The 14,998-nt window shown below is 32.8% G+C and carries 17 protein-coding genes (1 of these 17 running past the window's edge); all 17 read left to right on the top strand.

What is annotated here, in order from left to right:
* Nucleotides 1-1,161: a UDP-N-acetylglucosamine 2-epimerase gene (neuC, locus tag JNUCC52_RS10385; protein WP_337982037.1), complete on the top strand. Its 1,161-nt coding sequence runs from the start codon at nt 1-3 to the stop codon at nt 1,159-1,161.
* A 2-nt stretch (nt 1,162-1,163) separates the two neighbouring features.
* On the top strand, nt 1,164-2,045 hold the full coding sequence (locus tag JNUCC52_RS10380; protein WP_337982036.1) for a methionyl-tRNA formyltransferase: 882 nt from the start codon (nt 1,164-1,166) through the stop codon (nt 2,043-2,045).
* Complete coding sequence (locus tag JNUCC52_RS10375) at nt 2,042-2,710, top strand: PIG-L deacetylase family protein (protein ID WP_337982035.1); 669 nt, start codon at nt 2,042-2,044, stop codon at nt 2,708-2,710. Before JNUCC52_RS10380 ends, JNUCC52_RS10375 begins: the two co-directional genes overlap by 4 nt.
* Nucleotides 2,707-3,780, top strand: a complete 1,074-nt coding sequence (neuB, locus tag JNUCC52_RS10370) for an N-acetylneuraminate synthase (RefSeq protein WP_337982034.1) — start codon at nt 2,707-2,709, stop codon at nt 3,778-3,780. The genes JNUCC52_RS10375 and neuB overlap by 4 nt, the downstream gene beginning before the upstream one ends.
* Nucleotides 3,773-4,396, top strand: coding sequence for an acetyltransferase (locus tag JNUCC52_RS10365; protein ID WP_337982033.1), 624 nt, complete (start codon nt 3,773-3,775; stop codon nt 4,394-4,396). Before neuB ends, JNUCC52_RS10365 begins: the two co-directional genes overlap by 8 nt.
* Before the next feature lie 4 nt (nt 4,397-4,400).
* Nucleotides 4,401-5,447 (top strand): nucleotidyltransferase family protein, encoded by a 1,047-nt coding sequence (locus JNUCC52_RS10360; RefSeq protein ID WP_337982032.1) that lies wholly within the window; start codon nt 4,401-4,403, stop codon nt 5,445-5,447.
* Nucleotides 5,444-6,142, top strand: coding sequence for an acylneuraminate cytidylyltransferase family protein (locus JNUCC52_RS10355; RefSeq protein ID WP_337982031.1), 699 nt, complete (start codon nt 5,444-5,446; stop codon nt 6,140-6,142). Before JNUCC52_RS10360 ends, JNUCC52_RS10355 begins: the two co-directional genes overlap by 4 nt.
* Nucleotides 6,129-6,854: an SDR family NAD(P)-dependent oxidoreductase gene (locus JNUCC52_RS10350; RefSeq protein ID WP_337982030.1), complete on the top strand. Its 726-nt coding sequence runs from the start codon at nt 6,129-6,131 to the stop codon at nt 6,852-6,854. The genes JNUCC52_RS10355 and JNUCC52_RS10350 overlap by 14 nt, the downstream gene beginning before the upstream one ends.
* On the top strand, nt 6,851-7,792 hold the full coding sequence (locus JNUCC52_RS10345; protein ID WP_337982029.1) for a Gfo/Idh/MocA family oxidoreductase: 942 nt from the start codon (nt 6,851-6,853) through the stop codon (nt 7,790-7,792). The genes JNUCC52_RS10350 and JNUCC52_RS10345 overlap by 4 nt, the downstream gene beginning before the upstream one ends.
* Nucleotides 7,793-8,617, top strand: a complete 825-nt coding sequence (locus tag JNUCC52_RS10340) for an SDR family oxidoreductase (RefSeq protein WP_337982028.1) — start codon at nt 7,793-7,795, stop codon at nt 8,615-8,617.
* Nucleotides 8,618-8,681: 64 nt separating this feature from the next.
* Nucleotides 8,682-9,905, top strand: coding sequence for a flagellin lysine-N-methylase (gene fliB, locus JNUCC52_RS10335; RefSeq protein WP_337982027.1), 1,224 nt, complete (start codon nt 8,682-8,684; stop codon nt 9,903-9,905).
* A 275-nt stretch (nt 9,906-10,180) separates the two neighbouring features.
* Nucleotides 10,181-10,564 carry a flagellar protein FlaG gene (locus JNUCC52_RS10330; RefSeq protein WP_337982026.1) on the top strand — a complete coding sequence of 128 codons (384 nt, stop codon included), beginning with the start codon at nt 10,181-10,183 and terminating at the stop codon, nt 10,562-10,564.
* A gap of 22 nt (nt 10,565-10,586) precedes the next feature.
* Entirely contained in the window at nt 10,587-13,082 is a 2,496-nt protein-coding gene (fliD, locus tag JNUCC52_RS10325; RefSeq protein ID WP_337982025.1) for a flagellar filament capping protein FliD, read from the top strand.
* 34 nt (nt 13,083-13,116) lie between these two features.
* Nucleotides 13,117-13,476: a flagellar protein FliT gene (gene fliT, locus JNUCC52_RS10320; protein ID WP_337982024.1), complete on the top strand. Its 360-nt coding sequence runs from the start codon at nt 13,117-13,119 to the stop codon at nt 13,474-13,476.
* A 74-nt stretch (nt 13,477-13,550) separates the two neighbouring features.
* Nucleotides 13,551-13,961 (top strand): flagellar export chaperone FliS, encoded by a 411-nt coding sequence (fliS, locus tag JNUCC52_RS10315; RefSeq protein WP_337982023.1) that lies wholly within the window; start codon nt 13,551-13,553, stop codon nt 13,959-13,961.
* A gap of 239 nt (nt 13,962-14,200) precedes the next feature.
* Nucleotides 14,201-14,584: a PilZ domain-containing protein gene (locus JNUCC52_RS10310; protein ID WP_173479667.1), complete on the top strand. Its 384-nt coding sequence runs from the start codon at nt 14,201-14,203 to the stop codon at nt 14,582-14,584.
* Between the two features lie 90 nt (nt 14,585-14,674).
* Nucleotides 14,675-14,998, top strand: the 5' portion of a protein-coding gene (gene hpf / locus JNUCC52_RS10305; protein WP_173479666.1) for a ribosome hibernation-promoting factor, HPF/YfiA family. The gene runs 228 nt beyond the window's last position; 324 of the gene's 552 nt are visible here — the first part of the coding sequence; the start codon lies at nt 14,675-14,677; its stop codon lies beyond the right edge, outside the window.

Below are 14,998 nucleotides of genomic sequence, written 5' to 3'. Positions count from 1 at the left end.
ATGAAACGAAAAATTTGTATTGTGACTGGTACTAGAGCGGAGTACGGTCTTTTAATTTGGTTAATGAAACGCATTGCAAGTGACTCAAATCTAGAATTACAAATAGTAGCGACTGGCATGCATCTTTCTCCTGAATTTGGTTTAACATTTGAACAAATAGAAAAAGATGGATTTGTTATTAATGAAAAGGTTGAAATGTTACTCTCGAGCGACACTACAACAGCTATTACAAAATCTATTGGTTTAGGAGCTATATCTTTTGCAGATACATTCGCAAGATTGAAGCCTGATGTATTAGTTATTTTAGGTGATAGATTTGAAATTTTCGCTGCAACTCAAGCTGCGATGATTATGAGGATACCTATTGCTCATATTCATGGTGGCGAGCTAACCGAAGGATTGATTGACGATCCAATACGACATTCTATTACAAAAATGGCTCACCTTCATTTTACAGCAAGTAATGAATATAGAAATCGTGTTATTCAAATGGGGGAACAACCTGACACTGTTTTTAACGTAGGAACACTAGGAATAGAAGGGATAAAAAAAATAGAATGCCTTAGTAAAAAGGAACTTTCTGAAAGTGTTCACCTGGATTTGGATAAATTTTTCCTTGTTACTCTTCATCCTACGACTTTACAAGATAGTACAGCGGAAATCCAAATTCAAACTTTATTAAATTCTCTAGATAAATTTCCTCAATATCAAATTATATTTACCAAGACAAATGCTGACACAGACGGTCGTATTATAAATCATTACATAGAAGAATATGTGAAAAAAAATTCACATCGAGCATGTGTGTATGATTCTCTTGGACAATTGAGATATTTAAGTGCAATTAAACATTGTCAACTTGTAATCGGCAATTCCTCTAGTGGATTACTAGAAGTACCGTTTTTTAGGAAACCTACTGTTAATATAGGTTTACGTCAAAGGGGTCGTCTAAAGGCTGGATCAGTAATAGATTGTTCATTTGATGAAAATCAAATAATAAATGCAATAAAAAATGGGTTGTCAACAACCTTTAAAGAAAAAATAAAGACAATCCCAATGGTATATGGAGAGGGAAATACATCAGAGCAAATTGTAGAAATATTAAAAACTAAAAATCTTGAAAATATTATTATAAAGAGATTTTACGATTTGAAGAGGTAAGTATGAAAATATTATTTATTGGATGTGTAAAATCCAGCGAACGCTTTTTAAAAGCAATCTACCATAAAACGACTGCTGAAATAATTGGTGTTGTAACTAAAATTGAATCTAATTATAATGCAGACCACGTATCTTTAGATGGGTTTTGTGAAAAGAAAAATATCGAATGGTTGAATTATAAAAATAATGAACAACTATTAAACTGGGTAAAACAAAAAAATCCGGATATCATCTATTGCTTTGGGTGGTCATATTTATTACCAAAAGAGATTTATTCATTACCACCTTTAGGTGCGATAGGTTATCATCCAACATTACTACCAAAAAATCGTGGAAGACACCCTATAATATGGACATTGGTATTAGGACTTAAAGAAACTGGATCTACATTTTTTTACTTAACGGATATTCCTGATGCTGGAGATATTTTAAGTCAAAAAAAAATTATTCTAGGTGATTCTGAAGATGCCAATTCATTATATGAAAAACTATTACTTGTTGGCGAACAACAAGTAGTTGAAATGACAAATAGTATCATAAATCAAACCATCATTCCAATAACTCAAGATGATAAACAAGCATCCTATTGGAGAAAAAGAAGTAAAATAGATGGAGAGATAGATTGGCGGATGAATGCTAAATCAATTCTACAGTTAATAAGAGCGTTAACGAAGCCTTATGTGGGTGCTCATTTCCAATATAATAATAAGGATATTATTATTTGGCGAGCAAGAATATTAGAAAGTAAAGATATGGAAAATATAGAACCCGGAAAAATAGTAAATGTATATGAAAATTCTTTTATTGTTAAAACATCGGATAAATTGCTGCAAATATTAGAATATGAAGGTGATTTTATACCAAAAGAGGGGGAATATTTATGAGTAAAAATGTGGTTATTTTAACTCCCCATCCTGATGATGAAACACTAGGATGTGGTGGAACGTTATTAAAGCATATTAGTCAAGGAGATAAGGTATATTGGCTAATTGTTACGTCAATGGGAAATAATTTTGAGCGTGATATCAAGATCAAAAGAGCTAAAGAAATCAAAAATGTAGCTACAAGTTATCAATTTGAAAAAACATTCGAACTTGGCTTTGAGGCAGCAACATTAGATCAAGTCCCGGACGGGGATTTAATCGGAGAAATAGGTAAAGTTTTTCAAGAAATATTGCCAAATATCATATATGTACCTTATCCAGGTGATATACATTCAGATCATAAAGCAGTATTTGACGGAACAATGGCCTGTACAAAATGGTTTAGATACCCATCTGTAGAAAAAGTGTTAGGTTATGAAACTTTATCGGAAACAGATTTTATAATGAATCCCGATGCAAATGGCTTTAGACCAAATGTATTTGTAAATATCGAGTCCTTTCTTGGCAAGAAAATTGAAATTATGAAAATTTATGAATCAGAAATAAGTGCATTTCCATTTCCACGAAGTGAAAAGGCTATTCAATCTTTAGCTTATATTCGTGGGACTGCAAGTGGTTTTGAAGCAGCAGAAGCATTTATGCTATTGAAGGAGCGAGTTTTATGAAAACTTACATTATAGCTGAAGCAGGCGTTAATCATAATGGATCATTAGAAATGGCAAAAGAACTTGTCCAAGTTGCGAAAGAAGCTGGAGCTGACGCGGTAAAATTTCAAACATTTAAAGCGGAAAATTTAGTGACAAAGCAAGCACAGCAAGCAGCTTATCAAGTTGAAAATTTAGGTGAGGCTTCATCTCAATTTGCGATGTTGAAAAAGCTAGAATTAACTTATGAGGAATTTATTGAATTGCAATCATTTTGTCATTTAGAGCAAATAGAATTTCTATCGACACCTTTTGACTTTGAAAGTGTCGATTTTTTGCTAGATAAATTGAACATATCGATAGCTAAAATTCCTTCTGGAGAATTAACAAATGCTCCATTTATTCATTATATTGCAACAAAACAAAAACCAATGATTTTATCTACTGGAATGGCAACAGTTGAGGAAATACATGAGGCATTAGCATTTATAGCTTATGGTTTAGTAAAATCGAAGGAACCTGTTACGATAGAGCGCGTAAATAATTTTTATGCTACTGAAGAAGCGAAAGAAGTGTTAAAAAAGTATGTAACCTTGTTACATTGTACAACGCAGTATCCAGCACCTATGGACTCTATTAATTTAAATGCAATGACTGAAATGCAGAAGAGCTTCCACTTATCGATTGGTTTATCAGACCACTCAGAAGGTATCAATATACCCGTTGCAGCTGTTAGCTTTGGAGCAAAAGTGGTAGAAAAGCACTTTACTTTGGATAAAACACTAGAAGGTCCTGATCATATTGCCTCCTTAAATCCAACAGAGTTAAAGTCCATGATAAAAGGAATTAGAGATGTAGAGCTGGCACTGGGGGATGGAATTAAAAAACCTAACTCAGTAGAGATTAAAAATCGGATTCCTGTCAGAAAAAGCCTTGTTGCTAAAACTCCTATAAATGTAGGTGAGGTATTTACTACTGATAATTTAACTGTAAAAAGACCTGGAGATGGTATGCAACCTTCTAAATACTGGTCTCTCATCGGTAAAATTGCTTCAAAATCATACGAAGAGGATGAGTTAATCGATGAATAAGCCGATTATTATGATTGGGAATGGAGGGCATGCCTCCGTATTAACTGAAATTTTATTAGCACAGAAGGAAATGATTACCGGATTTACTGCACCTACTTTAGAAGAGAATGCATTTGGTTTATCTTATTTAGGATCTGATGATGTAATAGAAGACTATAATCCATCTGACATTGAACTAGTACTCGCTATAGGGACAATTAAACCGTCACCATTACGAGAAAAAATTTTTAATACATTTACACGAAAGAAGTATCATTTTAAATCTGTAATCCATCCTTCAGCCATTATTGCGCCTTCCGTTCATTTCGGACAAGGAGTACAAATAATGGCTGGAACTATTATTCAAACGAATACAACAGTTGCCGATAATAGTATTATAAACACTGGTGCGCTGATTGATCATGATTGTCAAATAGGTTCCCATATACATATTGCACCGGGCACTAAAATATCGGGTAGTGTTCATATAGAAAAAGGCACACATGTCGGAACAGGTGCAACAATTATCCAAGGCATTCATATAGGATCAAATTGTTTAATTGGTGCAGGAGCTGTTGTGGTTAATAATATTGCAAATGGCATAAAAGCAGTTGGCGTACCTGCAAAGGAAGTGTAATGCTATGAAACATTGGCAAAAAACATTAGTTAATCAAAATCATACTTTACTAGATACAATGAAAATTATTGATAATTCCTCTTTGCAATTTGCAGTAGTTGTAGATGAAGAACAACATTTGCTTGGGACTGTTACAGATGGAGACATACGCCGAGGTATTTTACGAGGTGAGGGACTGGATGTGAAAATTACATCCATTATGAACCCAAATCCAATAAGCGCAGGAAGTGGTCAAAAATATCACAAATATAAGCAACTAATGAAATCGAAAATGCTTAAGCAGTTACCTATAGTAGATGATAATAATAAAATTATAAATATACTTTTTGCGGATAATATTGAAACTTCATTAAATAAGAACACAGTTGTATTAATGCTAGGCGGGTTAGGTACAAGGCTGAGACCATTAACAAATGATACACCAAAACCAATGCTTAGAGTTGGTAATAAGCCAATTTTAGAAACAATTATAGAAGGTTTTAAGCAATATGGCTATACTAATTTTATTTTTTCAGTCAATTATAAAAAAGAGATAATTCAGGACTATTTTCAAAATGGTGAAGCATTTGATGTAACGATTGAATATATCGAGGAAGACAAGAAAATGGGAACTGCTGGAGCACTTTCGTTACTGAAAAATAGACCGGAAAAACCATTCTTCGTGATGAATGGTGACTTATTAACACAGATTAATTTTGATCAACTTATGCAATTTCATATAGAACAAGATTCTGTTGCCACGATGTGTGTAAGAGAATATGAATATCAAATTCCTTATGGTGTTATTGAAACAGTTGGAACAGATTTAGTGACTATAAAGGAGAAACCTATTCATCGTAGCTTTGTTAATGCTGGTATTTATGTATTAAGCCCGGATGTTTTTAGTTACATACCAAATGATGAATTTTTTGATATGCCTACATTGTTTCAGCGATTGGTAGAAGAAGGGATGAAAACAACGGTTTTTCCAATCCATGAATATTGGTTAGATATTGGACAAATAGGCGATTTTGAAAGAGCGAATAATGAAATAGGAGGAATCTCTAAGTGATAAATGGAAAAAAAATAATTGCTTTAATTCCAGCAAGAGGTGGAAGCAAATCAATACCAAAAAAAAATATAGCATTGTTAGGTGGTAAACCATTAATTGCCTGGTCAATCGAAGTAGCTAAATCAATTGATTTTATAGATGAAATATTAGTCTCTACAGACTGCAAAGAAATAGCAGAGGTTGCAAATAATTTTGGTGCAAAGGTACAAGAAAGACCGAGTGAATTAGCAAGCGATAGCTCTTTAGTAATTGATACAGTTCGATATGTCCTAAGTAATATGGAAAATGATTTAAATGATGACGATTATTTGTTGCTATTAGAACCAACATGCCCTTTACGTTCTGACCAAGATATAAGATCCTGTATAAACCTAATTGAAACGGAACAGTTAGATTCAGTTGCTACATATAAAGAGGCGGAGTTAAATCCTCATAGAGCTTGGAAAATCGCTGATAATAAACCAATGAGTTTTATAGACGGTGTAAATCCGTGGTTACCAAGACAGGAATTACCGAAGTCTTATCAATTAAATGGAGCAATTTATCTTACAAAAGTAGGAATAATTGATGAAAATACTGTTGGTTTAATGAATGGAAGCATAGGGGCAATTGTTATGCCGAAAGAGCGTTCTATTGATATCGATCATCCAATAGATTTACTTGTAGCGGAGGTAGTAATAAATGGGGAAAAATAAAATTTTAATTACTGGGGCTAACAGTGGTGTTGGAGCATCCTTAGTCTCATTCTTATCAGAAAGATATGATGTTATAGCTTTAGCTAGAAATACTGAAGAGATTATAGAGAAAGATAATGTTTTTAAATATAAAGTGGATTTAATAGAAGAAAAAGAATTAGACAATCTATTAGACCAAATAGTTGAAGAGCAAGGGTATATACCTTATTTAATTAATAATGCCGGTATTATGCATCAATCTAAAATTGAAAATTTAAGTCTTACGGATTTAGAGTATTCTATTAAAGTAAATGCATATGCCCCACTTCAAATAATGAATAAACTTTTGCCATTAATGAAGTTAAACAATTATGGAAGAATTATTAATCTTACTTCAGGTGCACCTTTAAATTGTATGGAAGGCTTTGCAGCCTATAGTGCTTCAAAAGCAGCGTTAAATGCAATTACTGAAACTGCTTCAAAGGAGTACAAGGATTATAATATTAAAATTAATTTGATGAGTCCAGGACCTTGTAAAACTAAAATGGCGCCTAATGGTGTAATGGATCCGTCAGTATGTCATCCAACTGTAGATTATTTACTTAATTTAGATGAACAAACGATAACAGAAGGATTATATTGGTTAGGATATCAAATTCCACTTAAACCTGAACTTAGTGGAATTGAGTGGTTAAAAGGTACTGCAGATGAAAGGTATAAAAAAATATTATGAAAAAGATAGGTTTGCTAGGCTTAACAGAAGGTAATGGTCATCCTTATTCTTGGGGTGCTATTCTTAATGGATACGATGAATCAGCATTTAAAAATGCAAATTGGGATGTAATTTATAATTATATTAAGAAAAGAGATATTTCTGAATTCAAGTTTAATAATATTAAAGTTACACATGTTTGGACTCAGGACAAATATTTAAGTGAAAATTTAAAACAAGCGATTTGTGCAGAAAAGGTAATAGAAAATTATAAAGAGATGATTGGAGAAGTTGATGCGGTAATTATTGCAAGGGATGATTATGAGCATCATTTAGAAATGGCAAAGCCTTTCTTAGAAGCTGGGATAAAAGTTTTAATAGATAAACCACTTACAATGGAATTATCAGATTTATTATATTTTAAAGAATATCTTTATAAAGGTCAGTTAATGTCTGTAGCAGGATTGCGATTTGCAATCGAATTAGATGAAACTAAGGCTAATATAAAATCATTCGGAGAATTAAAATTTATTCAGTCAACAGTAATTAACGATTGGGAAAAATACGGTATACATATAATTGATGGAGTATTAGGATTATTAAATCAAAAACCTAAATCTATTCAATATATTAATAGTAGTACTGAAATGTATGTCGTAAGCTTTGAAAGTGGCTTGGTTTGGACTATTAATATTCTTGGAAATGCACCTAAAACGTTTAATATACAGATTTGGGGAGAATCGAAAAGAGCAAATATTGAAGTAGAAGATAATTTTTCAATGTTTAGACGTATGTTATTTAGATTTACTAAGTTGGTAGAAACAAATGAGATTCTTTATAATCCCGAAAATACACTTATTTCAATTATTCTACTGATAGCTGGGAAAATGTCGAAAGAAGAGAATAAAAAAATAGTTTTGGATGATTTGTATAAACATTTAGGAATAGAAGGTTATTAAATGAAAAAGCAATTTATAAAATTATTTGATTTAAGTGGAAAAACTGCTATTGTAACAGGCGGTGCAGGCATTTTAGGTAGCCATTTTTGTATGGGATTGGCTGATGCAGGTGCTAATGTAGCAGTAGTTGATATTAATATTGAAAAGGCGAATGAACTTGCACGTACAATTGAAAAAGATTATGGAGTAAAAACACTAGCGGTTTATTGCGATTTGACATCTGAACAATCAGTAAAAGAAATGGTTGATAGTGTCGTATCGGAGTTTAAGACAATCGATATTCTTCATAATAATGCAGCTGGAAAATCTAGTAACTTAGAAGCCTTTTTTGCCCCATTTGAAGAATATGAATTGAACCAATGGAAAGAAATTATGAGCACGAATTTAGATGGGATGTTCCTTGTAGCTAAATATGTAGGAAAAGTAATGAAACAACAAAAAAATGGTGGTTCTATCATTCAAACTGCTTCTATTTATGGTGTACTTGCTCCAGATAATCGTATTTATGAAGGTTCTTTTTATTTAGATCGTCAAATTAATACACCAGCAATTTATTCAGCATCCAAAGGAGGCGTAGTTGCATTAACTAAATATCTTTCCACCTATTGGGCGAAAGATAAAATACGTGTAAATACAATCACCCCTGGTGGAGTGGAAAGTGGACAAAATGAAATATTCAAACAAAATTATTCAAATCGTATTCCGTTAGGTCGAATGGCTCAAGCCGACGAAATGGTTGGAGCGTTAATTTATTTAGCTTCAGATGCTTCAAGTTATGTAACAGGACAAAACATTATGATTGATGGTGGATTAAGCTCTTGGTAATCAAGAGGTTGTAGCGTTTGTAAAATCAGTAAGTTTAATTAAATTTAAAGCAGGAGGTGCAAATATGAGACCTATTTTGGTTCCTGAGTATTTAGAAGATTTTAGTTGTATTGGTGGAGCTTGTGAAGATACTTGTTGTGCTGGATGGAATATTACAGTAGATAAAAAGACATATCAAAATTATCGTAAAGTAAAGCATCCTGAAATTAGTGAGAAGCTAGAACGGTATGTGAAGCGGAATAGAAAACAGCAGGATGATTCGAGTTATGCAAAATTACTATTAGACGAAAATAAGAATTGTCATATGATGTTAGAGGATGGGCTATGTGGTATTCATAAAGAATTGGGAGAACAATTTTTATGTAATACTTGCGCTACTTATCCAAGACAATTTACAAAAGTAGGTTCCTTTGTCGAAAAAAGTTTAACCTTATCTTGCCCCGAGGCAGCTAGAGTCGTACTTTTGCGTGAGGAAGGTTTAGGTTTTATTGAGACTGAGGAGCCTAAAGATACACGTGGTTTGATTGGTCATGAACTAAATTTAAATAAATATCCACATTTTTGGGATATAAGAGTTTTTACTATTGAGCTGATGCAAAACCGTACACAACCTATTGAAATTCGATTAATCATTTTGGGTCTATTTATTCAAAAAATTGAGCAGTTAAAACAAAACGACTTAGAACAACAACTACCTAAAATTATGGCAGACTATTTAAATCGCTTAGATAACGTAGAATTTATTGAATCCTTGAAGAACGTCGAAGGGAACTTGAATTTTCAGCTGAATTTAGCTAGAGACTTAATACGTTATCGCATGTCTGCAGGAGGAGTGTCATCGGAAAAATATTTAGCTATTTTACATCAACTATTAGATGGACTATTATTAGACGAAGACAACAATAACGAAGTTCAGGACATGGGTCAATCGATTGCAAAATATCAACATAGCTATCAAGAATTGTATGAACCATTTATGAAAAAGCAAGGCCATATACTTGAAAATTATGTTGTTAACTATATATTTAAAAATCTTTTTCCATTTGATTATAATACAATGTTCGAGAGCTATATGATGCTTATTATTCACTTTACACTCATTAAATTACATATTGTTGGTATTGCAGCAAAACAGCAAAAATTAACTCAAGACATGGTAATTGAATGTATACAGCAATTAGTAAAAACCATTGAACATCACTCTTCATATTTACAAGGTGTTCGTAAAGGAATGGAAGATTCTGGATACACTACAATGGGCCATATGTTTGTAATGATCAGTAATTAACTGCAGTACATTATGTAATGTTCAGCATGTCTTAGATAGAATTACTATAAAAGATTTAAAATAAGGGAGTTTCTAATAAGATTTGATTATTAATTGTTCACTTAAAAAAATATTTTAATAATATACAAAGCTTCTAGTTTGATATTTTTTGAACTAGAGGCTTTTTTTCTCGAAAAAAATATCATGAAAAGTAGTTTACAGTAAAAAGGTGAAACATTCCAAAAAACTTCCGATACTAAATATAAGAATAAGAAATGTTTAGGAGGTTACATATTATGCGTATTGCAGCTCAAGGACAATCTACAGATGTAGGAACTGCAACTTCATCAACATTTTCTAAAAAAGTTGGTTCAGAGGAACTCCCGATGACAACTGTTAAATCGCAGTCGGTAGTGCAATCAAGAGAACTACCAACTGCCGAAGACCAAGAAATATCAAAAGACAAGCTGCAAAATGCGGTAGATACTGTAAATGAGTTTTTACAAGTAAATCATAATGCTTCTAAGTTTGTGTTACATGACGGTTTAGATCGTTATTTCGTACAGGTTGTTAATACCCAAACAGAAGAAGTTGTAAAAGAAATTCCGCCAAAAAAACTTTTAGATGCGTTTTATGAGATGCAAAAGTTATTAGGAATGATTGTAGACGAAAAAATATAAGTACATCTAGGAGGAAAATATTATGGTAAATAGAATCGGTGGATTAGCATCCGGAATGGATATAGACTCGATAGTAAAAAAATTAATGAGTGCTGAGAAAGCACCGTTAAATAAGTTATATCAAAAGAAACAAACATATGAGTGGCAACGTGATGCGTATCGTAGCGTAAATACTAAGCTTAAAACATTCGATACTTACATTTCAGATAATCTAATATTAAAGAGCCTCATTTCTAAAACTGCAGCAAGTTCAAATTCTAATTTAGTCTCTGCTATTGCAACGGGAAGTGCTGCAGGATCACTTTCCATTGAAGGGGTATCACAATTAGCTACAGCAGGTCGGAAAGTCGGTGATCAAGTAAGTGCTGTAGGTTCAACAAAAATGGCTGATTTAGGAGCAACAGGAACGATTGAATTTAAAGCTATTCAAAACAATGGTCAATTAGCTAGTGAAGCAACAAAAATTGAAATCACTTCTGATATGACTGTAAATCAGTTTATTAATAAAGTGAATAATAGCAATGCAGGGATTAGTGCTGTATTTGAAAACGGCCGATTCTCATTTACTGCCAAGAACACTGGTGATGTTAAAGGCGATGAGGAAATTAAAGTTACAGGTGGAGTAGATATTTTCAATAAGTTAGGATTTGCTGACCCTAGTAAAGTCCAAACTACAGAAGGAAAAAATGCTATTTTTACAGTGAATGGTATAGCAACAGAACGAACAACTAATACGTTTAATATTTCGGGTTATAATGTTACGTTAAAAGAAACGTTCAACGGTGTTCAAACAATAGCAGATAAATATAAGGCTGCTGTGGAAGAATTTAAAAATGCTACAACTAATTTAGCAAATAAACAAGCAAACCTTGCAACTAAAAAAGGAGCCTATGGTGCGAGCGATATTAATAATTACACAACAGCACACAACCAGGCTTATACAGATGCTTTTGGTGGTTCTTTAACTTTTTCACAACAAGTGCAATATAATAAACTAGGAAGCGATTTTTGGAAAGGCTTAGCAAACGATGAAGCTAGTTTTATTAATGATAAATTATCTGCAGGTCAATCGGTCGAGGATATAAGGAAGGCAATAGATGAAAGTGGTATGAGTCCAGAGAAGATAGAAAAATTCCAATCTTTAACGGATGGTGAATTACAAGCTTTATCTTCTCTTGATACAACGCAACTAAAAGCATTTAAAACTCAAGCTGATTACGAACAGTATGGGATAATATTAAAAGACTTTGATCAAAATGCCATTGATGCACTAAAACGCTTCCCGTATAATGCTAATGATTCTATTGATAAAATTCATAAAGATATTGACGATAATACGGAATTTTCACAAGAAGTAAAAGATGCATTAAAATCATTAAGTAAAGATGATTTAACTAATTTAATTGCAACAGATTCAGCAACGTTAAAAACGTATGCGGAAAAAGCGCAAGGAGATGATTTAAAACTAAAGTATAGTCAATTTGGCGATGCTGTATTAAAAGGTTTACAAAATGGTACTGTAAAAGAAGAGAATTTAACAGATGACCAAAAAAAGATTTGGAATGACTTATCAGCTGATCAAAAAAATAAATTTTACGCACTTGCGGATCAAAATATTCTGCGAAACGAATATTTAACTGCAGATGCTGAAGAAAAAGCTGCTGTTACACGCTTAAATGAAGCTACTAGTACGCAAAATGCGGCCAAAGCAGATGCTGATGCAGCTGGTATTTTAAAACCAGATGGCAGTGTAGATGATACAATCGTAAATGCCGCACCAAAAGCACAAGCAGTGACGATGACATCAACAACAAATGTTGACGACATTATGGCTAAAATTAAAGAATTTGTCACTACTTATAATGGTTTTATAAAAGATTTAAATGATCAAACGAAAGAAACGAAATATCGTGATTATACGCCATTAACTAGTGATCAAAGAGAAGAAATGTCGGAAAGTGAAATTAAGCTTTGGGAAGAAAAAGCGAAGAGTGGCTTACTTCGAGGAGACACTCTTATTCGTGAAGGAATTTCAAATATGCGTTCATTAGTGTATCAATCTAATCCATCTATTGATTCTAAGTATAATACGCTTTATAATATTGGGATTTCTACTTCTAAAAATTATAATGATGGTGGCACATTAGAAATTGATGAAGCAAAATTACGAAAAGCTTTAGAAGAAGATCCAGATGCGGTTGAAAAGCTTTTTAAAAATAGTGAAGGTAAAAAAGAGGATGTAATAGATGGTAAAACAGTAGATTCACGTGGTTATTTAGAGAAGCTACGGGAGTCGATGAAATCTTTCGAAATTACTATCGAGAAAAAAGCTGGCCGCTCAACAATGACAGACGCTCAATATTCGATTGGGAAAAATTTAGTGGATACAGAAAGTCGAATTAGTACTTGGAAGCGAAAACTAGAAGATATCGAAGCTCGCTATTGGAAGCAATTCACAGCTATGGAGTCAGCGATTAATAAAGCCAATTCACAATCAAGCTTGTTCGCTCAAGGTTGATGAAGTTTTTAATGAAGCAAGGTAGGAGAAATTTATGCAACTAACCAATCAACTATTACAGGCGTCTGCAAATCTATATAAATTATTAGGTGACATTCCAAATGGCGAAGATCGTGATGACTATGTGGATACTATTAATAATATGTTGGACAAGCGTGGAACGATTATCAATGGATTGAAACAAGAAGGTTTTCATTATGATGAACAGGATCGCGTTCATCGTACTTTGCTTGAATTAGATAATGGCATTAAAGAACGATTGGCTGCTGTAATGAGCGCAGTAAAGCAGGATATGGCAAACCTTCAAAAAACGAAAAAAAGTGAAGTGCAATATTTTAATCCTTATGGTAATGTCCGTGTGATGGACGGTATGTATTACGATAAGAAAAATTAATTTCTCTATTAGCTTTTCTTTGTTTAATGGTTTAAAATAGTAAATAAGTAACATCTAAAAGGAGTTGTCCTTTATTGGCAGCAAATTTAACAGCACAAAACGCGTATAAGCAAAATAGTGTCACAACTGCTTCACCTGGTGAGCTAACATTAATGCTTTATAATGGATGCTTAAAGTTTTTAAATAAAGCTAAACTTGCGATTCAAGATAAAAATATTCAAGACAAAAATACAAATTTGATAAAAGCTCAAACAATCATTAGTGAGCTTATGGCGACGCTTAATATGGATATTGAAGTGTCGAAAAATATGTTAGCACTCTATGAATATATGAATCGTCGGTTAGTAGAAGCAAATATCCAAAATGATATTAGCATTATTGAAGAGGTTGAAGGCTTAGTGACGGAATTTAGGGATACTTGGAAAGAAGTTATTCGCATTAATCGACAACAACAATTCGGTAATGGGAATAACGGACAAGTTTAATAAAAAATTAGAGACCATCGCTTGATGATGGTCTCTTTTGTTTATTAGACAAATTATGCAAATAAAAAAACGAAAAAGTTATTAAGATTATACAAAAATCGACAAGAGGAACTTTACATATAGTCATAAATTAGGTGATTTAACGGTAAAATATGTTACTAATTCCCTCTAGATGAAAATCATGTATTCATGTCATAATCAAGCTAACTATATGTTTGAAAAGTATTGGGGTGGGGAAAATGATATTTAAGCGTCAAGAAGGCTTTCGTTTTAAATTTGACGAGCCTGTTAATATGACTTTTGCGATATATGAGAATGGAAAAGTGAATCATGCGCAAACTGCAATGGCGGATTTATTGGATATCAGTCCAAGGGGTTTAAAGATGTTTACTGAGGTCGATTTAGGTTTACGTCCTTCTCCTCTTGATTTGCGATTTGTTCTAGATACAAGAGAAATTCGAGTATATGGTGAAGTTATTTGGAGCCGTCCTTATGGGAATGGGAAACAATACGGTGTATTTTTCAATAATCAAGGCGCTATTGAGGATTTGATTGTTGACGAGCTGAAATTGCGTCGTAAAAAAGAAGCGGCAGAAGCAAAAGCTAAAAAAATTAATTCTTAAAATTTATTGTGAAAAAAAGAATTATTTTAGAGGAATTTCACACACTTGTGTAGAAATAAGAAGTATAGCAGTCATAAAGGAGGAGTTTACATGTTAAACTTTAACATTCGTGGTGAAAATATTGAGGTAACGCCAGCTATTCGAGAGTATGTTGAAAATAAAATCGAAAAAGTTGAACGTTATTTTAACGAAGATGTTAACGCCAATGCTAACGTAAATTTAAAGGTTTATAATGACAAGCAAACAAAAGTGGAAGTTACGATTCCAATGAAGAACTTAACACTTCGTGCAGAAGAACGTCATAATGATATGTATGCTGCAATCGACTTAATTGTTGATAAATTAGAGCGACAAATTCGCAAGCATAAAACAAAAGTAAACCGTAAATTCCGTGAGCGTGAAGGTGCAGGACTT

It is taken from the genome of Lysinibacillus sp. JNUCC-52 (genome assembly GCF_015999545.1).
GTDB lineage: Bacteria > Bacillota > Bacilli > Bacillales_A > Planococcaceae > Lysinibacillus.
The sequence above is the reverse complement of the archived record's forward strand: the minus strand, read 5'-3'. Positions and strand labels throughout refer to the sequence as shown.